Source organism: Kitasatospora sp. NPDC087314 (genome assembly GCF_044744365.1).
GTDB lineage: Bacteria > Actinomycetota > Actinomycetes > Streptomycetales > Streptomycetaceae > Kitasatospora.
This window is the reverse complement of sequence record NZ_JBIUYE010000020.1, coordinates 106,749-129,428: the sequence shown is the minus strand read 5'-3', so window position 1 is coordinate 129,428 and position 22,680 is coordinate 106,749. Positions and strand designations below refer to the sequence as shown.

Sequence of the window (22,680 nt, the reverse complement as noted above, 5' to 3'; positions counted from 1 at the left end):
ACGCCGAAGTGTTGATGTCCAGGACGACGCACGTCCGACCCGAGGGCGTACTGCCCGACCACGAGGCGTTCGACCAGCGGCGCCGCCCGGTCTCACCCGCCGCCGGCAACCCGCACGCCGAGCAGCGGGCGGCGGTGCTCCCGCCCGACGCGGCGCGGGCCGCGCTGACCGTCGAGGCGGCCGACCCCGCGCCCAACCTGCCGCCCCGCTCCGCCGACCGACTCGTCGGCCGGGACGGCGCGTTACGGGCGATCACCGAGGCGCTGTCGGACGGCGACGGCAGCGGCCTGGTCACCCAGGCCACCACGCTGCACGGCCTCGGCGGGGTCGGCAAGACCACCCTCGCGCTGCACCACGCGTACGCCGCCGCCGAGGCCGCGCACTACCGGCTGATCTGGTGGATCACCGCCGAGTCCGAGGAGCAGCTCGCCGAGGCCTTCGCCGATCTCGCCGTCCACCTCCACCCCGCCTGGGCGCTCACCGCCCCGCCCGGCCAGCAGGTCGAATGGGCGATCGCCTGGCTGCGCGCCCACGACCGCTGGCTGCTGGTCTACGACAACGCCGAGGACCCGGTCCACCTCACCCCCTACCTCGGACGCCTGCTCGGCTGCGGCCACCAGCTGGTCACCAGCCGCCGCGCCGGCGGCTGGCACCCCGGGATCCGCCCGGTCCGGATCGACGTCCTCGACGCCCCCGAGGCCGCCCGGCTGCTCTGCGGCACCGCCCACCCCGGGGCGCAGGCCGACCAGGCCGAGACCTACGCCCTCGCCGACGAACTCGGCCACCTCCCACTGGCCCTCGCCCAGGCCGGCGCCTACGTGCAGCAGACCGGCACCAGCTTCGCCGCCTACCGCGAACTGCTGCGCACCAGCAGCCCGACCGGCCCCGGCTCGGGCGCCGGCGCCGACCCGGTGGCCACTGTCTCCCGGCTCTGGCAGACCACCCTGCGCGCCGTCCAGGGCACCGCCCCCTTCGCCGTCGAGCTGCTGCGCACCCTCGCCTGGTACGCCCCCGAAGCTCTGCCGCGCGAGGCCCTCATGCCCTTCGGCGCGCGCCGCCCGGCCGAGGTCGACTCCGCGCTCCGGCTGCTCGCCGACTACAACCTGATCACCCTCGGCGACACCGTCACCGTGCACCGCCTGCTGCAGGGCGTGCTGCGCCGCTCCGAGGGCGCCCGCCGGCTGCGCCAGCGCGCCGAGCAGCAGCTCGCCGAGGCCACCGCCCGGCTCTGGCCGGAGGCCGGCCCCCGGCTGCGCCGGGCGCTGCTGCCACACATCCGGGAGCTGGCCGCCACCGGCCCCTCGGAGCGGCCCACCCCGCAGACCGTCGCCCTGTACGGGCTGGCCGCCGGGGAGCTGACCGACCGGGCCCAGCGGGTGTTCGCCATCCCGCTGGTCACCGCGATGGCCGACGGGCAGCAGCGGCTGCTGGGCGCCGACCACCCCGCGACCCTGGCCACCCGGAGCCGGCTCGCCGAGCTCCACGCCCGGGCCGGCGACCCGGCCCTCGCCGTGGCACTCTGCCGGGCGGTGGTGGCCGACCTCGCCCGCCTCCGGGGCCCCGGGCACCCGGACGCCCTCGCCGGGCGTCACACGCTCGCGCACGCCTACCGCAAGGCCGGTGAACACGCGCGCGCCGTCGAGGAGTTCCAGTCGGTGGTGGCCGACCGGGAGAGGGTCCTCGGCGCCGACCACCCCGACACCCTCACCAGCCGCGCGGGTCTCGCCTACGCCCTCCAGGTCGCCGGGCAGCACCAGGCGGCGGTGGCCGAGTTCGAGCGGCTGCTGGCCGACGCGGCCCGGGTGCTGGCCCCGGACCACCCGGACATCCTGGCCCACCGCAACGGCCTGGCGTACGCCCAACTCACCGCCGGTCAGCACCGCCTGGCCATCACCCTGTACGAGCAGGCGGTATCCGACCGGGCCCGGGTGCTCGGCGCCGACCACCCCGACACCCTCACCAGCCGCAGCTGGCTCGCCGCCGCCCACGCCGCCGCCGGCGACCACGAGGCCGCGGTGGCCGCGTACGAGGCGGTGGTCGCCGACCACACCCGGGTGCACGGACCGGACCACCCGCAGACGCTGTTCGCTCGCGGCCGGCTGGCCATGGCCCGCGGTGCGGCCGGGCGTCCGGCGGCGGCGGTCGCGGACTTCACCGGTGTCGTCGCCGACTACACCCGTGTCCTGGGCCCCGACCACCCGCACACCCTCGACGCCCGCAACGGCCTCGCCCATGCCCACCGCGAGGCGGGCCGGTACCCGGTGGCGGTGGAGCAGCACCAGGCGCTGGTGCGCGACCGCGCCCTCGCCCAGGGGCCGGACCACGCCGACACCCTGGAGGAGCGCAGCGACCTCGCCTACGCGCTGCGCATCGCGGGCTGGACCACCCGCGAACTGGCCGAGTTCGAACGGCTGGTGGCCGACCGGATCCGCGTCCAGGGCCCGGACCACCCCGACACCCTCGACGAACGGTCCAACCTGGCCCGCACCCTCCAGCTGGCCGGCCGCCCCCGCGAGGCCCTCGCCGAGCGGCAGCGGCTGCTCGCCGACCGCGAACGGGTCCACGGCCCCGAGCACTTCGAGACCTTCGACGAACGTCTGAGCCTGGCCCGGGCCTCCGGCGACGCCGGCGACCACCGCCGTGCGGCGGAGCTGTGCGACGCACTGGCCGCCGACCGCCTGCGGGTGCTGGGCCCGGACCACCCGGACACCCTCAACACCCGTGGCTGGCAGGCCTGGCTCCACGGCCAGGCAGGCAACCTCGAACGGGCGGTGGAGCTGCGCGAACAGCTGCTGACCGACCGCACCAGGGCGCACGGCCCCGACCACCCGTACACGCTCGACGAGCGTACGGGCCTCGCCTACGCCCTCCAGCAGGCCGGGCGGCTCGGGGACGCACTCGCCGAGCGCGAGCGGGTCGTCGCCGACCACACCCGGGTGCTCGGCGCCGACCACCCACAGACCCTCAACGCCCGCCTGCACCTCGCGGTCGCCCACGGCGAGGCGGGCGACCACCGCCGCGCGATCGAGCTCACCGCCGAGTTGGTCGCCGACCGCGTCCGCCTGCTCGGACCGGACCACCCGCACACCCTCAACACCCGCTGGTGGCTCGCTTCGGCACACGGGGACGCGGGCCGGCATCGCCGCGCGGTGGACCTGTACTCCGCTCTGGTGGCCGACCGCACCCGGGTCCAGGGCCCCGACCACCCGGACACGCTCAACACGCGGCACTGGCTCGCGAACGCACACCGACATGCAGGTGATCACCGACTGGCCGTAGAGCTCCACACCGCGCTCGTGGCCGACTACGGTCGGGTCCAGGGCCCCGAGCACTCCCACACCCTCAACGCCCGCTACTGGCTGGCGTTTGCCCACCGGGAGGCGGGCGATCGCCGCCGGGCCGTCGATCTGCTCGCGGCCCTGGTCGCCGATCGTTCGCGGGTCGAGGGGCCCGATCATCCGGAGACGCTCTCCGACCGCTGGGCGTCGGCACGTGCCGTCGCCGCTGCGGGTGACCACCGACGAGCGGTGACGCTGCACGACGCGCTCGTAGCCGACTGGAACCGCTCCCACGGAGCCGACCACCCGCAGACCCTCGACGCTCGGTGGTGGCAGGCCTACGCCTACCAACAGGCAAGAGCGCATCGACGTGCGGTGGATCTGTACACCGCACTGGTGGCCGACTCGGCCCGGATCCGGGGCCCCGAGCATCCTGAAACCCTGGCCACGCGTAGCGGCCTGGCCGGGGCCACCGTTGCCGCCCAGGACCACAGCCGGGCAATCGCCCTCTACGAGGAGCTGGCCACCGACCGCACCCGCATCCTGGGCGCCCACCACCCCACGAGCCTGGACACCTTCGGCATGGTCGCCTGGGCGTACGGCCAGGCCGAGCAGTACCACCACGCGCTGGAACGGTACGTCGCGCTGGCCGCCGACCGGGAGCGGGTCCAAGGCCCCGACCACCCGGACACGCTCACCACCCTGCGCTCGCTGGCCAACACGTACCGCGACGCCGGTGAGCACCGTCAGGCCCTGGAGCTCTACGAGGCCCTGATCGACGATCTGGTCCACGCGTTGGGCGCCGACCACCCCACGACCCTGGACACCCGGGCCGGCCTGGCCAGCACCTGCCGGGAGGCTGCCGACCACGTCCGGGCGGTGGAGCTGTTCCGGGCCCTGGCCACCGACCTCGACCGGGTCCTCGGCCCGGACCATCGCGACACCCTCGAAACCCGGCTCAGCCTCGCGCGGTCCGTCGTCGCCGCAGGCGACCACCGAACCGCTGCCGACCTGTACCCGGCGCTGCTGGCCGACCGGGAGCGGGTCCAAGGCCCCGACCACCCGGACACGCTCAACACCCGCTGGTGGCACGCCAACGCCCACAGTCAGCTCGGCGACCACCGCAGGGCTGCCGAGATCTACGGCGCTCTGGCCGTCGACCAGGAGCGGGTCCAGGGCCCCGACCACCCGGACACGCTCAACACCCGCTGGTGGCAGGCCTCCTCGTGCCGCGCGGCGGGCAACCACCGGCGCGCCCTCCGGCTGGCCCAGGCCCTGGTCACCGACTCACGACGGTTCTGCGGTCCCGACCATCCCAGTACCCTCAACGCCCGCTTCCTGCTGGCCTGGACCCACGAGGCGGCCGGTGATCGCCTGCGCGCCGTCGAGCTCGGCGAAAGCGTGCTGCAGGACCGCATCCGCGTCCAGGGCCCGAACCATCCCGCCACCCTCAACGCTCGCGACAACCTCGCCGCCGACCGCGAGTCCGCGGGCATGCTCCTCCAGGCCGCAGCCGATCTGGAAGCCCTGACCGCTGACCGGGCCCGCAGCCAGGGAGCCGACCACCCCGACACCCTCGACCAGCGCTCCCGGCTGGCCCGGACCGTCCGCGAGACCGGCGAACTCGACCGAGCCATTGCCCAGTTCACGGAGCTGATCGCCCACCGCGCCCGTGTCCAGGGCCCCGATCACCCGGACACCCTCCACGACCGGAACAGCCTCGCCCTCACCAGGCGCTTCGCCGGTCGACACCGCCAGGAGGTGGCCGACCGAGCGGCCCTGGCGGCCGACCGTGAGCGCGTCCACGGCCCGGACCACCCCGCAACCCTGACCGCCCGGTCCTCCCTCGCCCACGCCCACCGCTACCGCTGGGACCACGACCGCGCCGCCGCGCTCTACCTGAGCCTGCGGTCCGACTACGCCCGGACCCTCGGTGCCGACCACTCGGACACCCTCGACGCCTGGGACAGCATCGCTCTCAACCTCCTGGAAGCCGGCCGGTACAGCGAGGCCGCCGCCTGCTACCAGGAGGTTCTGGAGGCCGCCGTCGAGGCCGTCGGACCCGACCACCTCCTGCCCCGCTCCCTGCGGTACGGCCGCGCCCGGGCCCTGCTGCTCGCCGGGGACCACGGCGCAGCGATCGCCGAGCTCTCGCCCCTGGCGACGGACTGGACCAGGCCGACCGGCCCCGGCGTGGCAGACCTCGTCCAGGCCGGGTGCGTGCTCGCCTTCGCCCGGCACCTGAACGGGGAGCAGGAGGCCGCGGCGCGCCTGGCCGCCGCCCTCGCCGACGCCGCCGACACCGCCCTCGGCGGGACGGACGACGCCACCCTGACCGCCCGCGAGACCCGCGCGCTGCTGCTGGCCTACGGAGCGCGGCCGCTGCGCGCCGTCGTCCGGCTGGAGGAGCTCGCCGAGGAGTGCGCCGCGAGCCACGGCCCGCTCAACTCCCTGACCCTGAGCATCCGCCAGAGCCTCGCCCACGCACGCCTGCGGGCCGGCGACGCCGTCGGGGCGGCCCGGGTGTACGGGGGCATCATCGCGGACCGTCTCCCGGACGCCGGCTCCTCCCCCGCCGGGGCCCTCCTGGCCGGGCACCGGGGGGCCGACGACGCCGCCATCAGCCTGGGCGCGCTACGCCCCGGTCTGCTCCCGGTGTTCCCCACCCTCGCCGTCGGCCTGGCCGCCGCACTCGCTGCGAGCGGGCGCCGGGAGGCGGCCCGCGAGCTGCTGGCAGCCGTCCAGGCCGGGCGGGAGTCCCTGATGGACCCCGGCCACCCGCTCGCGGTGGAGTGCCGGACGGCGCTGGCCCAGCTGGACGGCGGCGAGCCACCGTCGCCGCCCGGGGCCCTGCCCGCCCACGCGGAACCGGCGCCGCCCCCGTCCGAGCCGGCACCGCTGCTGCGGCGCTCGCGCGGGTCCGTACGCCGCGCCGCCGCCGCGCCTGCGGCGCCACGGACCGCCTGGCGGCCCCGGCTCACCCTGCTGGAAGAACCCGCGGTGGGGGCCACCGTGCACCTGGAGCTGCGGCTGGAATCCGAAGCCCCGTCGGCCGACCCCGCCGAGCTGCCGGACCTGCGCCTGGTGGTCGTCGCCGCCTCGGACGCCGTGCTCGAACCGCCCGTCGCCGACTACACCCCGGCCGGGGAGCCGGCCCGGTTCGCGCTGACGCCGACCGCCCCGGGGCCGCACACTGTACGGATCACCGTGTACGACCGGGGGCACGGCGCCGTCCTCCAGGACCTCTCCGCCGTCGTCGACGTCCCCCACGACACCGCCCGAGACGCCCCCGGCCAAGAGCGCCCAGCCGCCCAGGAACCCCAAGCCGCCCAGGAGCAGGAGTAATCGACGTGCCCCGGGACCTCCTCGTCGAGATCCACCAGAACCCCTCCGCCGACTACACCCGGCTCCCCCGGCCCCGCGGCCCGCTCGACCCGGCGGACACCCGGCCGGCCAAGGAGCCGGACCCGCTGGACCTCGTCGTCTCGCTCCGCCACCATCGCGGCGACCTGCTGATCTCCGCGTACCGGCCCGGCGAGCGCACGCCCTGGACCCGCCCCCACCACGCGGAGCTGAAAGTCTCCAAGGCCGCCCTGCTCGCCCGGGCCTCCCGGCTGCGGACCATCTGGCGCGACCGCCTGGTCCAGTACGACCCCGAGCCGATCGGCGGCTACCCCTTCGCCCAGGCCGTCGACTTCTCCCGGCTGGCCGGGGTCGCCGAGCGGCAGGTCGCCGAACTGGCCGAGGAGGGGCGGTACTTCCTGGAGGTGATGCTCGACGGGCCGGACCGCGAGCTGACCGTCTTCCGCGAGTACCTCACCCGCGCGCTCACCGAGCACGGCTCACTGCGGATCAGCTTCGACTCCGACCTCCACCTGCCCTGGCCGATGCTCGCCGTCGACAGCGGTGCCGCCGATCCGTGGACCGACTTCCTCGGCCACCGCCACCAGGTCGAGCAGACCGGTGCCGGCTACCCGCCGATCCAGCCGCCCTACCCGGCCCGGACCAGGCCCGTCACCAGCCTCAACACCGACGACCAGCTCACCGACGTCGGCCGGGCCCCCGAGGTCCGCAAGCTGCTGGAGGACCGCTCCCAGCTGACCGTGCGCACCGAGTCCGAGCTGCTGCTCAAGGCGCTGTCCTCCGCCGTACTGGACGAGGACGTCATGTACTTCTGGTGCCACGGCCAGTTCGTCGCGAACGACTCCCCGTACGAGCAGCTCGCCGTCCGGCTCTCCGACGACCGCCAGATCGACGCCGAGCTGGTGCGCCGCCACCGCCGGCGGCACGCCGAGGCCCCGGACGCCATGTTCCGGCCGTTCGTGCTGCTGAACGCCTGCCACACCGGGCAGTCGGCGGCCGCCGAACTGGAGCACCTGGGCCGGGCGCTGGTCGACCTCGGCGCCAACGGCGTGCTCGGCCCGCAGATCGAGATCCCGCAGGAGTTCGCCGCCGAGTACGCCTTCGCCTTCCTCGACCTGTACCTGACCGGGGAGTTCACGGCGGGCGAGATCGCCCAGCAGCTGGTCCGGTGGTTCGCCCGCGAGTACCGCAACCCGCTGGCGCTCGCCTACTCCCTGCACTGCGGCATCGACAGCATCCTGGAGCTGACCCCGTGACGGCACGCACCCCCGCCGAATCCGCCCCGGTCGTCCGGCCGGCCACCGTGGACCTGGACGAGCACGGCCGGCTGCTCGTCCCCGGCACCCGGACGCCGGTGCCCGAGTCGCGGGTCGCCCACCACCTCGCCCGGCACCTGCGCATCCCCGACCGCGCCACCGACATCTTCGTCTACGTCCACGGCTGGCAGACCAGCCCCGCCGCCGCGGACCGCTCGGCCACCGCCCTGCTCACCCGGGCCGCCGCCCTGCACCGGGACGCGCCGACCGCCTACCCGGGGCTGGCCAGGGGATTCCGCCCGTGGTGCGTGGTGGTGCGCTGGCCCTCCTCCAGCCTCCCGTCACCGGCCGGCTACCGCCGGATCCGGGAACGGGCGCACGCCATGAGCGCCCAGGGGCAGGCCGGCCGGGTCCTCGGCCACCTGCTCGGCTACCTGGACGCCGACCGCGGGCACCCGGACGCACCCCGGGTCCTGGCCAACCGCGCCGGCCAGTACCTGCACCTGGTCGGCCACTCCTTCGGTGGCCGCTTCCTCTGCGAGGCCGTCCAGTACGCGGCCGACCGGCCCGCCGGGCCGCCGGTGCTGGGCTGGAGCCGACCGGGCGACCCCACCCGCCCGTTCACCGTCGACAGCGCGCTGATCTTCCAGATGGCCGCGCCGCGCGACGCCTTCGCCCACCTCTTCCCCCGGCTGTTCCTCGGCCCCGGCCGCCCCGGCGCGCCGCTGCGCGGGCCGCTGGTGCTCACCCACTCCCGGTGGGACCGCGCCACCGGCTTCTGGCACCTGCGCGCCGAGGGCCGCCCGGGGATCGGCCACTCCGGCACGGGCGTCGCCCCGGTCCCGCAGTTCAGCACCCGGCTGCGCCCGACCGTCTCCCCGTACCCGCACACCGAGTTGGACCACCCGATCGTCAACATCGACGCCGCCCGGGTCTACCGCGGCGGCCTGGCCACCCGGCTCAACCCGGCGGGCGCCCACTCCGACTTCCACCACCCCGAGTCCGCCCACCTCCTGCTCAGCCTCGCCGCCCACTCGCGCTGACGGGGCCGCGCCGGGGCGCCCCGGTGGAGCGTTCACCGCGTCCATCCGGTTCCACTCCCTCCCTCGGTACCGTCGGTGGTTCGGCGGACCGACCGGGGCCCGCCGTCCGTGCGGGAGCCCCGGGCGATGCGCGCCGGTCAGTGCGGTGGCGTGGCCGCGTCCAGGTAGGCCGCCGCCTTCGCGGGGTCGAGGAACCACTGCTCCAGGTCGGCCGGGTCGTCGAAGGCGTCGGCGAACCGGTCGGCCACGGCCGGGAGTTCACCGGCCGCGCCGAGCAGGCGGAGCACGTGCTCGGGTGGCGGCGCGAGCATCGCGTTGGTCCAGGCGGTGGCGGGGCGCGCGACCTGCCAGAAGCGGTCGAAGGCGGCCTGCATGAAGTCGCGGTCGAACGGCTTGTCGCCGTGGGCGAGGATCGCGTCGAGGTAACCGGCCGCGCACTTGGCGGCGTTGTTGGAGCCCTGCCCGGTGATCGGGTCGTTGACGACCACCACGTCCGCCACGCCCAACATCGCTCCTCCGCCCGGCAGTTCACCGACCGGGCGGCGGACCGTGGGGGTGAAGCGCCCGGCCAGGGTGGCCCCGGCGTCGGTGAGCTCCACGCCGGCGCGGGTCCGGTCGTACTCCCAAGGGGTGAAGGCCTTCATCAGGTCGAGTGTCACCCGCAGGTGTTCGGCCGGGTCACGGACACCGTCGAAGGCGTCCGCCGGGCCGCCCGGGACGGCCTCCCAGAACAGGATGTCGCACGGGCCCGCCGCGGTCAGCGCCGGCATGACGAACAGTTCGCCGACGCCGGGCACCACGTTGCAGCGGACGGCCGGGAAGTCGTGCTCGGGGCGCGGACCGAGCCCGTACACGTAGCTGCCGGCCAGCGCGCGCTGCGGCCGGTCGTACCGGGACCGCTCGTGGTCGCGCTCGAACATCGCGGCCAGGTCGCCCTTGCCCGTGGCGACCAGGACCAGGTCGTACGAGCCGGAGAGGTGTTCGAGGTCGGTGACGGTCGCCGGCCGGACCACCACCCGGCCGCCACGACCGGCGAACGTCTCCAGCCAGGTCGACATCTTCAGCCGCTGGTCGACGGACTGCGCGTACCCGGACAGGCGCCCGACCCAGTCGATCACCCGCGCGGACTCCGGCCCCGCCACCGAGACCCCGACCCCCTCGATCCGGGGTGCGTCCTCCGCCCAGAGGTCCAGGCCGAGGTAGCGCTCGGTCCGCAGCGCGGCGTCGAACATGCACTGGGTGGACAGCACCCGGCCGCCGCGGACCGCGTCCGCGTCACGATCGGTCATCACCGTCACGTCGTAGCCGTGGGCCTGGAGCCCCAGGGCCAGTTGGAGGCCGGCCTGCCCGGCACCGACGATCAGAACTCTGCGCATCGTCTCCGCTCTCCTGGTTGTCCGTCCTGGCCCGGCCCGACCCTCGCGCGCCCGGGGCCCGTGAGCCCGCAGGCGCGGCGGGACGCGAACCGGCTGCCAGTGGCCTGAATACCAGTCATCGGGCGCCCGCGTCCACGGCCCGGGCGCACTCCGCGCGGGCCGTCACCGTCCGGGGTCGAGCCCCATCGAACAAGCGATTTGAAAAATTCTTCAACTTCATACATGCTGGCGTGCCGCCGACCCCCGACCCGACAGGACAGCCTGCGCGCATGAGCGACAACCTCCCCCCGTGCCCGTCGTGCTCCAGCGAGTACACCTATGAGATGAACGCCCTCATGGTCTGCCCGGAGTGCGGCCACGAGTGGGTCCCCGCGGCGGGCGGGAGCGCCGAACCGGCCGGTGCGGGCGAGCGGGTGATCCGGGACGCGGTCGGCAACGTGCTGAGCGACGGCGACACCGTGACCGTCGTCAAGGCCCTCAAGGTCAAGGGCAGCGTCTCGGGCATCAAGGCCGGCACCAAGGTCCGCAACATCCGCCTGGTGGACGGCGTCGACGGCCACGACATCGACTGCCGGATCGAGGGGTTCGGCGCGATGCAGCTCAAGTCGAGCGTGGTCAAGAAGGCCTGACCGGGCCGGGTGCCCGTGCCGCACCGCGCGGATGACGACCGCTCGGGTTCAGCCGAGCGCCAGCAGGCCGGGCACGGGGCCGCCGTGGCGGGACAGGCGGCGCAGGAAGGTCAGCACGCCGGGTGTGCCGACGGCCCAGGCGCGGGACTCGGCGGTGGGGTCGCCGCCGGGAAACACCGGGCGGCCGGGCAGGCCGCCAGTGCGGGTGAGGAGCAGGGCGGCCAGGTCCTCCGCCGCCTGCCAGTGGCGGGGGTCGCCGGTGGCCGTGGCGAGGTCGACGAGGAGGTCCCCGACGCCCGCCAGGCCGCAGCAGCGGACGACCAGAGCGGTGCGCGGGGCTAGCGTGCGACAGGCGTCGGCCGCGTCGGCGGCCAGCGCGAGGAGGGCGTCGTCGCCGTACCGGTGCCCGGCTTGGACCAGCACCGTGCCGAGGCCGGCCAGGCCCCGGCACCAGGCGAGGTAGCGGCGGGTGGCCCCGGGCCGGAGGGCGGCCGCGATGATGCGCGGGGGGTCGGCGGCGAGTCCGTCGACGAAGCGGCGGGCCGCCGGTCCGGACGCCTCGTCGGGCATGGCGAGGAGGAAGTGGGCGATGCCCGCACGACCGTGCGCGAAGCCCTCGGCGAGGGCGGCGGTGCCGGGGTTGGGCACTTCCCCGGGCTCTTCGAGCGGGCGGGAGGTCAGCCCCGCGGCACAGGCGGCGGCCGCCGCGAGGTGGCGGTCGACGTCCCGGCCGAGGGCGGCGAGCAGCAGGTGGCCGGTGCCGAGCCCGGCCGCCCCGGCGATCTGGTCCGCACCGACGGGCTCGTGGTGGCGATGGCGCGGCGCGGGCGTCCCGAGGGCGGCGGCGGCCTGCGCGAGGAACAGCTCGACGCCCGTCCGGCCCTGGTAGAGCGAGCCGTCGAGGCGGTCGAGGGCCGGGTGGGCGGCCGTCCAGCCCGCCAGGGCGGTGGCGGCGGCCCGGGCGTCGGGGCGGTCCGCGTGCTGCAGCAGTTCGAGGCCGAGGCCGGCGGCGCCGTCGTAGAGCGAGAGCAGCGTACGGGGCTCGCCGGCCCGGCCGGGGCCGCCGGCAACCAGGTCGTGGGCCATCCGCACGCAGGTGCCCACGGTGTGGTCGAGCACCGCGTCCAGCGGGGCCCGGCGCGGCCCCGCCGGCGGCCGGGCCGGGGGGCGGGCCGGGGGGCGGGCAGCCGCGTCCCCGCCTCGCAGGCTCGACGCGGCGGCCGAGCGCCGCGCCGGATCCAGGCTCAGCAGGCCCGCGACCAGGGCCAGCGCCGGATGCGCGGTCGCCGGCTGCGCGGTCGCCGGGGGAACGGCTTCCGAGGGGATCGGCGCCGGGAGGGCCGCGCGCAGGCAGGCCAGGGTGCGGTCGCGGTTGGTCGCCGGATCGGGGTCGATCACCACCGGGTCGAGGCCGGTGAGGGCGTGGTGCAGCGTGGTGCCCAGCGCGTAGTAGTCCTCGGCGGGGTCGGTGCCGGTGGCGCCGGGCAGACCGTAGCCCGCCGTGGCTCCCGGCGGGCGGTCGCCGTCGAGGGCGCTCACGCCGAAGTCCACCAGCGAGCAGCCGCCGCCGGTGTCGAGCACCACGTTCGCGGGCTTGAGGTCGCACACCACGACGCCGCGCGCGTGCACCGCGTCCAGGACCCGCAGCAGCCCGCGCGCCAGCGCCCACCAGTCGCGCCCGCCCGCACCCGCACGGGGGTCGTACGGGCCCGCGGCGAGGACGTCCCGCCGCAGGTCGCGCGGCCCGCACGCGCCGCTGACCAGGTACTCGTCGGGGCCGTGCCGGAAGTAGTCGACCAGTGGCGGGACTCCGGGAACCCCGGCCAGGGCCGCGAGCACCCGGCGCTCGTGCCGGAGCCGGCCGCGCGCGTCGGTGCCCGCGCCGTCCTCGGCGACGTAGGCGCGGGCCTGTTTGACCACCACCTCGCGCCCGGTGACGACTTCGACCGCGCGGTAGACGTGGCCGTTCGGCGATCGGGTGATCCCCGCGGTGATCCGGTACCGGCCCTCGCCGACCCGGGTGGTCGACAGCCGGGCGGTGGTCGGGACCGGCGTGAACGGGTCGCGCGCCCAGGGCGGTTGGCGGTAGCGGGCCTCGGCCAGGCCGGGGAAGACCGACCCGTCCGGACCGGCCATGCCGTAGTCCGCGTCGCCGCCACCATCGCCGTCCGTGGCACGGAACAGCCCGTAGCGGTAGAACACGGGGGCGTCCGAGCTGATCTGACGGTCACTCACCACCTGCGGACCGGCCCAGCCCGCCAGCGCCTGCGCCAACTCCAGGCCCAGCCTGATGACTTCCGCCTCCTGCGGGTAGACCGTCACCGCCTTGCCCACGGCCGCGGGGCCGCGCAGCCCGCTGTTGAGCTCCCGCAGCACGGCCGCGCCCGCGGCGAACTTCGCGTCGCAGGTGTGCCGCAGCAGGATCGGTACCACCACGTCCAGCAGCTGCGGCAGTTGGCCCGGCCGGGCGGACAGGTGAAGCTTCCAGCCGTGGGCGCGCGACGGCATCCGCGGGTCCTGCAGGTACCACCACTGCCCGTCGGTGTGCAGCGGCCGCCGCGGGCCGGGCGCGGCGGCGGCGAGGTCGGCGACCCTTCGCCGCAGCGCCTCGGCGGAGCCGGGGTCGGGCGGTGCGGCCATCAGCCCTCCCTCCCCCGGATCCGGTTCCTCCCTGCCCGGGTCAGCAGTCCACGGCGCACTCGAAGCGCGTCGGGACGTAGGTGACCCACGGGTCGGCGAGACACGCCACGGGGGCGAGGTCCGCGTCGTACTCGTCCTCGAACACGATGGCGTCCTCGTCGATGTCCAGCAGGCCTGCGTCGCGGATCTCGGTCACCAATGCGCTCATGGGTGGTTCCTCCCGGTGGGCTCGGTCGATGCTCCTTGCGGCTGGCGCCTCATGCTAGCCACGCCACCGGGCCCGCGACAGAGGTCGGACACCGCCAACTGGAATGCCACGACGCACATTTCCGGACCGACCGGCACACCGCGGCCACCGGGACGGCCGGCCCCCCGAAGGCCTCGGTGGAGGACAAGACACCACCGGCCCGGAGCGCATCATGCCGTTCGGCGTCGACCACCACCAGGCCCCGCCCGGCCCCGGTCAGTCGCTGACCAGGCGGCGGCCGGTGATCTCGTCCGGGCGGAGCCGGACCCAGCGGGGGCGGTCGCCGCCAGGCCAGGGGATGGCGCCGGGGAGGTCGGCCAGGTGGTGCCGGACGGCGGGATCGTGGACGGGCTCTGCGGTGCCGATTGCCAGGACGCTCCAGCCGCGCCCGAGGTACTCGTCGATGTGGTCGACCTGGAAGGAGAGGTCGGTGCCCTCGGATGGGGCGGTGCGGTCGCCGGTGCGGTAGGCGAAGGTGCCGTCGTCGACGACGTAGTTGACGGGAAAGACGATCGGGCCCGGGTGGACGGGGAGGGCGATGCGGCCGATGCCGTGGGTGCCGACCAGGTCCCAGCATTCGGCTTCGGTGAGGCCGAGCAGTCGCGGGTGGGGGCCGGGGCCGCCCTGGCCGGGCGGGCCCTCGGTGCGGCCTTCGAGCAGTTCGCCCCGGCTGAGGCCGAGTGCGGCGGCGATCCGGAGGAAGCCGCCGGGGTCGAAGGCCGGTCCGGCCTCCAACAGGTAGCTCAGGTAGCGGGGAGCCATGGCCGCCATTTGGGCGAGGGCCTCCTCGCCGACCCCGAGCTGTTCGCGCCGATCGGCGATCCGGCGGGCCACGGCGGCGGGATCGGCCCGGTGGATGTCGTCGGGGGTGTCGTTCACGGTGGTGGCTCCTCGACTTGCCGGTGGGTGCCAGGGCTCGCGTCCGGGCGGCGGCCAGGCCGGATCCATCCAAGCGCCCGGCCTGCGACAAGTCGAGGAAGGGCGGGGCACCGTGCGTGTCGGCACCGTACGCACCGGCACCACGGGCATCGGCGCAGGCCGGTCCGGTCCGGCGTCCCACCCGTCGGACCCCGACCTTGATCCGTTCCGGCCCGCCTGCCATCATCGCGCTGACGCCGAATCAGGTCGGTGTCGCCAACGGGGAGGAGAGCCATCCGTGATCGTTGTGACGGGTGCCACCGGTACGGTCGGGTCGAAGGTCGTCGTGGGGCTGCGTGAACGCGGCGAGGCGGTGCGGGCGCTGGTCCGGGCCGGTTCGTCGGGCCCTGCGGAGTGGGACGACGCGGTCGAGCGGGTGGCCGCCGACTTCTCGGACCCGGCCTCGCTGGACGCCGCCCTGGCCGGGGCCGACGTCGTCTACCTGCTGGTCGCCGTCCACCCGGAGATGGCCGCCCACGAGCGGAACGTGATCGACGCGGCCGTCCGCACCGGCCGGCGGCCGCGGATCGTGCTGCACGCGGCGGCGGGCGTCGAGCACCGGCCGGCGGGCGTCCGGTTCGTCGGCGCGCACGTCGGCGGCCTGGACCACCTGCGGGACTCCGGGCTGCCGTGGACGGTCGTCGCGCCGAACGGCTTCTACCAGAACTTCCTGGGCGCGGCCGAGAGCGTCCGGACCGGCACCCTCGCGATGCCCGGCGGCGAGGGCGCGGTGTCCTACGTGGACGCCCGGGACGTGGCGGCGGCGGCCGTCGAGGTGCTGGCCACCGAGGGCCACGCGGGCGCGGTCTACACCCTGACCGGCCCGGCGGCGCTGCCGCTCGACGCGGTCGCCGAGCAGCTCGCCGCCGTCGCGGGCCGCCCGGTGGCGTACACCGCGATCGCGCCCGAGAAGGCCCTGGCCGGGATGCTCGCCGCGGGCTGGGACCAGTGGCGGGCCGAGGGCATGGTCGAGCTGTACGGGCTGTACGCGGCCGGGCACGCCGCCGAGGTCAGCTCGGACGTGGAGAAGCTCACCGGCCGCCCGGCGCGCTCCTTCGCCGAGTTCGCCGCCGAGCACGCGGCCGTCTTCGGCGGCTGAGCACGGCCGGACGCCCGTGGTGCGCCGCCCCGGCCCCGGCAGGCGCACCACGGGCGCACCACGGGCAGGCGCGCCACCGACGTCAGGCGTCCGCCGACGCCGTGCCGCGGTCCCGCCAGGCCGGGACGAGCGCGACCAGCGTCACGGCCGCGGTGAGGACGAAGGCCCACGGGTAGCCCGTTCCGCCGGCGACCGCGCCGAAGGCAACGGCACCGGCGCCCATCGCCCCGTCATAAGCGACGTTCCACAGCGCGGTGACGGTGCCGAACCCGGCCGCGGGCACCCGCGCGTACATCAGCATCAGGGTGGCGTTCTGGGCGGCGCCGAAACCGAGGCCGAACAGCGCCGCCCCGGCGACGACGGCGACCGGGTCGGCGGTGCGGGCGAGCAGCAGCACCCCGGCCGCCGAGGCCAGCACGGCCGGCAGCACGAGCCCGGCGGAGCCGCGCCGGTCCCCGTGGCGCCCCGCCAGCCAGCGGGCCACGGTGGACGCGCCGGGCTGCACCAGCAGCGCCACCGCGACCACGCCCGGCGACGGCACGGCGAGCGGCAGGAAGGTGACGATGATCCCGGCGGCCAGCGCCGTGGCGGCGAACACGACGGCGGGCCGCAGCAGGCCGCCGCTGCGCAGGCCCTGCCGGATGCCGACCGACGGTCCACCGGCCCGCGCCCCGTTCGGCAGTGCGGGCACGGAGGCGACCGCGGCCAGCGGCGCCACCGCACCGATCGTGAACACCAGGCCGTAGCCGACGTGTTGGGCCAGCCAGACACCGAACGGCAGGCCGATCAGGGACGGCAGGCCGGACACCACTCCGACCAGCGCGAGTCCCTCGCCGCGCCGTTCGGGCGGGATCAGCGTGGCCGTCAGCGCCCCGCCCGCGACGATGGTGACCGCGAACCCGAGCCCGCGCAGCAGGCAGACCGCCACCACCGCCGCCATGCTCCCGGTGGCCGTCAGCACCAGCGCGGGGGCGCCGAGCAGCACCAACCCGGCGGCCAGCACCGGGCGGTAGCCGAAGCGGGCGGCGAGGGCGGGGGTGGCGAGCTCGCCGATCACGGTGGCCAGCATCAGCGCGCCGGTGGCGAGGCCCGCGGCGTGCTCGCCCCCGCCCGACTCCTGGGCGTACAGCGGGACGACGGACAGCAGCAGGTTGAAGCCGATCGAGGCGCCGACGATGGAGACGAAGCGCAGCAGCAGGGCGCGCGTCAGCAGCGGCGGCCGAGCCGGGTCGGCCTGCTGGGCGGAGGAGTTGAGCGACGTGGTCACGCGGTGACGGTATCGGCCCGGGTGGATCACCGGTAAGGTCCCCGCTCCACGCCGCCGCCCGCCGTCCGGCCGGTCGACCTGCGCCGACGGTCCGTCAGGATCCCGGCGCACGCGGCTGTCGATCGTCGCGGCCAGGGCGCATACTGTCCTGCGCGGCTCGCACCCGAGCGACGGGGCCCACTCCGGACCCGGCCCGGCTGCGCCGCAACGGGGAAGGTCGGTCGAACGTGGCCATAGTCGTCATTCTCGTCGCGCTGGCGGTGTTCTGGATGGTCACCGGCGTGCGGGTGGTGCAGCAGTACGAGCGGGGCGTGGTGTTCCGGCTCGGTCGGGTGCGCGGGCAGGTCCGTCAGCCGGGGATCACCCTGCTGGTGCCGGTGGTCGACCGGATGCGCAAGGTCAACGTCCAGGTCATCACCATGCCGGTGCCCGCCCAGGAGGGCATCACCAGGGACAACGTCTCCGTCAGCGTCGACGCGGTGCTGTACTTCCGCGTCGTCGAGCCGATCAAGGCCACGGTGGACGTCCAGAACTACTCCTTCGCCATGCTGCAGGTCGCCCAGACCTCCCTGCGCTCGATCATCGGCAAGAGCGAGCTGGACGACCTGCTCTCCGGCCGGGAGAACCTGCACCAGGGGCTGGAGGTGATGCTGGAGAGCCCGGCCGCCGGGTGGGGCGTGCACATCGACCGGGTGGAGATCAAGGACGTCAGCCTGCCCGACTCGATGAAGCGCTCGATGGCCCGTCAGGCCGAGGCCGACCGCGAGCGCCGGGCCCGGATCATCACCGCGGACGGCGAGTTCCAGGCCGCCGCCAAGCTCGCCGAGGCCGCCGTCAAGATGTCCGAGACCCCGGCGGCGATGCAGCTGCGGCTGCTGCAGACCGTGGTCGAGGTCGCGGCGGAGCGGAACTCGACGCTGGTGCTGCCGTTCCCGGTGGAGCTGCTGCGCTTCTTCGAGGCCTCCGCCGCCCGGGCCGCCGAGGCCGGCGCCCCGCCGGTGCCCGCGGTCCCGGCCCAGGCCGTCCCGACCCAGGCCCCGGCCCCGGCCCCGGCCGACGGGAGCTGACGGCTCGTCCGCACGGCCGGCGGACGGTCCGGGCCTCCCCCGAGCCGCCCGCCGGACGCGGTGGTCGAGCACCTGCGCGCCGACGGCACGGCTGGCGGCAACTCGACGCGCGGGAGCGGGCGCTGGGCGCGGCCGAGGGGCGCGAGCGGGGCGGGGTGGTCGAGCGCGAGGAGGTGCTCCGGCACAGCGGGGCGTGAACACCGCCGCCACACCCCGGGGGGCGCGCGGCGCCTCAGGAACGCACGATCGGCAGCAGCACCTCGTCGACGATGTCCGCCGGGTGAAGCTGCACCGGGGCGCCGCCGCACGTCTTGATCCGGTACAGCATCAGCGCCGGGACGACGTCGGTGACCAGCGGGGTGACGGAGCCGGGGCGGACCTCGCCCCGGGCGGCACCGCGGGCGAGGACCTCGGCGATCAGCGCGGTGGTGGGCTCCACCACCCGCTCCAGCACGATCGCCAGGAAGGCGTGGGCCTGCTGCTGGTCCAGCTCGCCCATGATCGACCGGACGGCGGCGCCGGGCTCGCTCAGCATCGCCGCGCGCAGCCTGGCCACCACCTCCAGCAGGTCCCCGCGCAGGCCGCCGGTGTCGGGGGCCGGGCCGACCGGCGGCAGGCACGCGCGCAGCGCGTCCTTCACCAGTTCCTCCTTGGAGGACCAGCGGCGGTACAGCGCGGCCTTGCCGGTCTGTGCGGCGGCGGCGACGCCTTCCATGGTGAGCCGGGCGTAGCCGTCGGCGGTGAGCTGCTGGAGGGCGGCCTCGAAGATCGCGTTCTCCAGCGCCTCGCCGCGCCGCCGGAGCGGGGCGGCCGCCGCCGGGCCGCGCGCGGCTGCGGTTTCAGCGGGCATGGCTGCGCACCTTCCTGGGTTCCGCTCTCGGCGGTTCGCGCCCGTTCATCGGCTGTCCGCGATGAACGACCGTGTTCCCGGTGTCCCGGGCCCGCTGTCGATGTTAGTGAACGAACCCGTCCGCTCCCAATCGCTCGCCCCTCCTCGGGTTCGCCATGACTCGGCCCGACCTGAGCCGGTCGCCGCTACGAGGCGGCGGCCCGACGCGCCGCGTGGGAGACGGCGCCGGCCGCCAGGACGGCGGCGCCGGAGACCACCGAGGACGGCGGCAGGGCGAACGCCAGCACGAGGCAGCCGGCCAGGCCGACCACGGGGACCACCCGGGGCGGGCGGCCCTCCGCCTTCGTCAGCGTCCAGGCCGAGGCGTTGGCGATCGGCCTACCCCGCCGACGGGGCGAGGACGTCCTCGACCGGGCGGCGCGGGCTGGCCGTACCGGGCGGGCCGTAGCCCACGCGCAGGACCAGCTGGACGTGGGCCGGGCCGTCGGCGGGGTCGCGCAGGCGCCAGCGGGTGTCGGGGATCTCCACGGCCTGGTGCAGGACGCAGGCCTGCAGGCCGTGGACGGTGGCGAGCAGCCACACCCGTTCCAGCGCCTGTCCGGTGCGCAGCCAGTCCGCCTGACCGTCGGAGTGGGTGGTGAGGGTGGCGAGCTGGGGCAGCGCCTCGAAGCGCTCGGCCGGGGTGGCGTACCGGGGCGGGTGTCCGGCGAAGCCCCGCATCGGGACGCGGGCGTCCCGGTCGTGCGCGCCCAGGGCCGCGAGCGGGATGCCGTCGTAGGACGGTTCCAGGCGCAGCCAGCGGCGGGTCTCGGCCTCGCGGGTGACGTCGGCGGCGATCCGGGCCTCGGCCTCGGAGGTGAGGTCGAGGACGCGGCGTACGCCGTGCTCCTCCAGCAGGGTCAGCGTGACGTCTTCGTCCCGGGCCGCCAGCATGAGGTCGGCGACGAGCCGCTCGGGGACGTCCCGGTTGGTGAACGGCTGCCGGCTGGAGTGGCGGCGGGCGATGGCTGGGTAGAGGTCCGCCCCGAAGGGCCGCGGTGTGCGGGCCGGTGCGGAGAGGTCGAGCACGGCGCACGGCTGCGCGCCGGCACCGGCCGAAAGCAGTCGGACGGTGGCGTCACGGCCGAGCCGGTCGGCGGCCACCCGCAGGTTGAACAGGGCGGCGCCGATCGAGACGTACAGCGCCCTCCCCTCCGGGTCGGCGGCCGGCACGGCCCGGCTCCGGTCCGCGTGGACCTCCAGTCCGAGCCGGTCCGCCGTCGGGCGGAAACGCCAGGGTTGGCTGTTGTGCAGCGAGGGCGCCGCCCCGCCGGCCTCGGCCAGCAGGCGCAGGTCGGCGGTGGTGAGGGCCGCTTCGGTGGTCATGATCGTTCACTCCCTGCCCGCGTGGAGCGCTGATGATTCGAGCATCAGCCCGGACCCCGGCTCCAGACCAGGGCCGAACGACCCTGCACCGCGCGGCGGTGTTCGCCGGGCGGGACGCCGTAGGCCGCGCGGAACGAGCGACTGAACCGGTCCGGGACGGTCGAACCCCGGCGCGCGCCGCTGGCGTGCACGGGCAAGGTCACGCACCGGAGCGCCGGTTGACAGGGCAGGGTGTCGGCCGGCCTGCCGGCTACGGTGCGACGGCGTCGATCCAGTCGTCGACGGTGAGAACGTCGCTCCACAGCGGGAACAGCCGCTCGGTGAGGGTCCGGTGCAGCTCGGAGTCGGTGTCGTGGCAGGCGTCCGCGAGGACGGTGAGCCTGAGGTCCAGGTCGTTGGCCTGGCACACGGTCGACAGCACGACGGCGCTCGTCGCGATGCCGGTGAGGATCAGGCTGTCGATGCCCCGAGCCCTGAGCACCAGGTCGAGGTCGCTGCCGGAGAACGCGCTCGCCCGTCGCTTGGTGACCACGACGTCCTCCTGCCGGGGCGCGACGTCGGGATGGATCCCGGTGCCGGGATCGCCCTCCGTGAACAGCCCTGCCTGCACGATCGTGTTGAGCGCCCTGTGGTGCGGGCTGACGTCCGGGTGGCCCGGACGGAAACCGATGACCACGTAGATCACGGGGATGCCCGCCGCCCGGGCACCGTCGATCGCCTTGCGCACGCGTCGCAGGTATCCGGAGCCGGCGTCGGTGATCTCCACGATGCTCCGTTGCACGTCCATCACGAGGAGCGCACTGTTCGTCATGCGTGCCGTCCCTTCTTCACCACAAGCGGCTTACCGCCTCACCCTATGCGTGAAGCGTTCCTCGGACACCGACAGTTGAGCATTCGAGGCACGTCGTACGGTGCTGCGTCAGAAACGGGAGGAACGGCGTGCAAGCCAACGTGTAGGTTCCGCGTTTCGGTGTCCAACGGCATCGCAGTGACCTGCAGGGCTTCTGTGTTCCGCGCTCGTGTCCTCCGAACGCGTTCCGCAGAACTGTGTCCAATCCGCGCCGGTCGGGCCTTATGACGTTGCTGGCCGTGACTGGGGTGGGGGTGACGTCAACCCCGTATTCCGCACATGGCCAACGTCAGTGCTGCCCGGAGGGTTCGGCCCATGGCGGGGTTCATCGGTTCTCCCACCGTGCGATGACGTCGCGGCATGCCTTTGCGTGGCTTTCGGCGACAAGCAGGACGAGGTTGCCGTCGTGGTCGCTGTACTGGACCAGCACGTTGACCCCTGCGTCACCCAGGAGTCTCGCCAGGGCACCGAGTTGCCCGGGCATCTCCTGGTTCAGCCGGGTCATGACGACGTCGCGAACGACCGCAGGGCCGAGCTCTGCTTCGGTGGCAGCCCGGAGCGCGAGCGGGCCATCGTCGACGAGGTAGTGCGCGATGGCGTGGCCGTTGTGGGTGAACACGCCGCCGCCTTCCAAACTCACTCCGGCACGGCCGAGAGCTTGTCCGAGGACGGCCAGTGCGCCGGGCCGGTCGGGCAAATGGACCTCGAGGTCCTGCAGGTGGGCGCTCACGCGGTCACCGCGGTGGTGGTCACCTCGACGGGAACGGACAGCGAGTTGGCGATGTAGCACTCATGGTGGGCCTGCTCACTCAGCTCCTGGACCTTGGCCTCGTCCGTCCCGGCGGCGACCTTGACCGTGACGACCAGGCGGATCGTGGCGAGGCGGGCGGGCTCGGCCGTCAGGTCGAGGTGACTGACGGCCTGGTCGTCGTAGGCCAGCACGTCGATGCCGGCGCGGGCGGCGGCGCCGAGGAAGGACAGCATCTGGCAGGAGGAGGCGGCCATGACCACGAGTTGCTCGGGGTTGAGCCGTTCGGGGCTGCCCCGGAAGGCCGGGTCCGCGCTCAAGGCCACTTCGGCGGCGGCGGGCGGGGCAACAGCGACGTGGTCGCGGGAGTAGGAACGGATCCCGGCGGCGGTGGAGCCGTTCCAGTGCAGGTGGGCGACGTAGGGGTGCGAGTTCATGCCCCGACGGTAGGCCGCGGACGCTTCGGCGCTCACCGCAGCGTCGTCGTCGAAAGATTGAACGCGCTGACCAGCGCTTCCACGCGGCTTGTCCAATTGGTCATCCGCTGGACATGGCGGTCCGGAATTGGACACCGAAACGCGGAACCTACACAACGATGCCCAGACGCTGGTGCTCTGCGCACTGGCAGTCGGCTATCTGGGGTTGTCAACCTGATCTCGCAGGTCAGCGCCGAATGAGAGGTTC

General features: G+C 75.1%; 16 protein-coding genes and 1 pseudogene. 6 read left to right on the top strand and 11 right to left on the bottom strand.

What is annotated here, in order from left to right:
* Window positions 1-14: 14 nt before the first annotated feature.
* From ACIO5E_RS34970 to ACIO5E_RS34960, 3 genes are read left to right on the top strand one after another with little or no spacing between them, the layout of a single operon-like run.
* Entirely contained in the window at window positions 15-6,623 is a 6,609-nt protein-coding gene (locus ACIO5E_RS34970; protein WP_400675824.1) for a tetratricopeptide repeat protein, read from the top strand.
* Window positions 6,624-6,628: 5 nt separating this feature from the next.
* Complete coding sequence (locus ACIO5E_RS34965) at window positions 6,629-7,897, top strand: CHAT domain-containing protein (protein ID WP_400675822.1); 1,269 nt, start codon at window positions 6,629-6,631, stop codon at window positions 7,895-7,897.
* Window positions 7,894-8,940 (top strand): hypothetical protein, encoded by a 1,047-nt coding sequence (locus ACIO5E_RS34960; protein ID WP_400675821.1) that lies wholly within the window; start codon window positions 7,894-7,896, stop codon window positions 8,938-8,940. Before ACIO5E_RS34965 ends, ACIO5E_RS34960 begins: the two co-directional genes overlap by 4 nt.
* Window positions 8,941-9,077: 137 nt before the next feature.
* On the opposite strand, the gene ACIO5E_RS34955 is transcribed toward ACIO5E_RS34960, so the two are convergent.
* Entirely contained in the window at window positions 9,078-10,316 is a 1,239-nt protein-coding gene (locus tag ACIO5E_RS34955) for a styrene monooxygenase/indole monooxygenase family protein (RefSeq protein WP_400675819.1), read from the bottom strand.
* Window positions 10,317-10,585: 269 nt separating this feature from the next.
* Here ACIO5E_RS34955 and ACIO5E_RS34950 point away from each other — a divergent pair, with 269 nt between their 5' ends.
* Window positions 10,586-10,945 carry a zinc ribbon domain-containing protein YjdM gene (locus ACIO5E_RS34950; protein ID WP_400675817.1) on the top strand — a complete coding sequence of 120 codons (360 nt, stop codon included), beginning with the start codon at window positions 10,586-10,588 and terminating at the stop codon, window positions 10,943-10,945.
* A gap of 48 nt (window positions 10,946-10,993) precedes the next feature.
* Here the strand turns inward: ACIO5E_RS34950 and lanL are convergent, their stop codons facing one another.
* From lanL to ACIO5E_RS34935, 3 genes are all read right to left on the bottom strand, one after another.
* Window positions 10,994-13,585 (bottom strand): class IV lanthionine synthetase LanL, encoded by a 2,592-nt coding sequence (gene lanL / locus ACIO5E_RS34945; protein ID WP_400675815.1) that lies wholly within the window; start codon window positions 13,583-13,585, stop codon window positions 10,994-10,996.
* A 40-nt stretch (window positions 13,586-13,625) separates the two neighbouring features.
* Complete coding sequence (locus tag ACIO5E_RS34940) at window positions 13,626-13,793, bottom strand: SflA family class IV lanthipeptide (RefSeq protein WP_280682117.1); 168 nt, start codon at window positions 13,791-13,793, stop codon at window positions 13,626-13,628.
* 255 nt (window positions 13,794-14,048) lie between these two features.
* Entirely contained in the window at window positions 14,049-14,711 is a 663-nt protein-coding gene (locus tag ACIO5E_RS34935) for a pyridoxamine 5'-phosphate oxidase family protein (RefSeq protein WP_400675812.1), read from the bottom strand.
* Between the two features lie 277 nt (window positions 14,712-14,988).
* Here ACIO5E_RS34935 and ACIO5E_RS34930 point away from each other — a divergent pair, with 277 nt between their 5' ends.
* Complete coding sequence (locus ACIO5E_RS34930) at window positions 14,989-15,849, top strand: NAD(P)H-binding protein (protein WP_400675810.1); 861 nt, start codon at window positions 14,989-14,991, stop codon at window positions 15,847-15,849.
* 82 nt (window positions 15,850-15,931) lie between these two features.
* Here ACIO5E_RS34930 and ACIO5E_RS34925 read toward each other — a convergent pair whose 3' ends face one another.
* Window positions 15,932-17,116, bottom strand: a complete 1,185-nt coding sequence (locus ACIO5E_RS34925) for an MFS transporter (protein ID WP_400675808.1) — start codon at window positions 17,114-17,116, stop codon at window positions 15,932-15,934.
* Window positions 17,117-17,385: 269 nt separating this feature from the next.
* Between ACIO5E_RS34925 and ACIO5E_RS34920 the strand changes: the two genes are divergently transcribed.
* Window positions 17,386-18,183 (top strand): slipin family protein, encoded by a 798-nt coding sequence (locus ACIO5E_RS34920; protein WP_400675954.1) that lies wholly within the window; start codon window positions 17,386-17,388, stop codon window positions 18,181-18,183.
* A gap of 232 nt (window positions 18,184-18,415) precedes the next feature.
* Here ACIO5E_RS34920 and ACIO5E_RS34915 read toward each other — a convergent pair whose 3' ends face one another.
* The 6 genes and pseudogenes from ACIO5E_RS34915 to ACIO5E_RS34890 all read right to left on the bottom strand — a co-directional run bounded on the left by ACIO5E_RS34915 (window position 18,416) and on the right by ACIO5E_RS34890 (window position 22,433).
* On the bottom strand, window positions 18,416-19,033 hold the full coding sequence (locus ACIO5E_RS34915) for a TetR/AcrR family transcriptional regulator C-terminal ligand-binding domain-containing protein (RefSeq protein ID WP_400675806.1): 618 nt from the start codon (window positions 19,031-19,033) through the stop codon (window positions 18,416-18,418).
* A 185-nt stretch (window positions 19,034-19,218) separates the two neighbouring features.
* Window positions 19,219-19,407 (bottom strand): annotated as a pseudogene (locus tag ACIO5E_RS34910) (amino acid permease); the annotation flags it as partial.
* A 4-nt stretch (window positions 19,408-19,411) separates the two neighbouring features.
* Entirely contained in the window at window positions 19,412-20,398 is a 987-nt protein-coding gene (locus tag ACIO5E_RS34905; protein ID WP_400675804.1) for an Acg family FMN-binding oxidoreductase, read from the bottom strand.
* A gap of 250 nt (window positions 20,399-20,648) precedes the next feature.
* Window positions 20,649-21,209: a cysteine hydrolase family protein gene (locus ACIO5E_RS34900; RefSeq protein WP_400675802.1), complete on the bottom strand. Its 561-nt coding sequence runs from the start codon at window positions 21,207-21,209 to the stop codon at window positions 20,649-20,651.
* 364 nt (window positions 21,210-21,573) lie between these two features.
* Window positions 21,574-21,978, bottom strand: a complete 405-nt coding sequence (locus ACIO5E_RS34895) for an amino acid-binding protein (RefSeq protein WP_400675800.1) — start codon at window positions 21,976-21,978, stop codon at window positions 21,574-21,576.
* Window positions 21,975-22,433, bottom strand: a complete 459-nt coding sequence (locus ACIO5E_RS34890) for an OsmC family protein (protein ID WP_400675798.1) — start codon at window positions 22,431-22,433, stop codon at window positions 21,975-21,977. The genes ACIO5E_RS34895 and ACIO5E_RS34890 overlap by 4 nt, the downstream gene beginning before the upstream one ends.
* Between the last annotated feature and the right edge of the window lie 247 nt (window positions 22,434-22,680).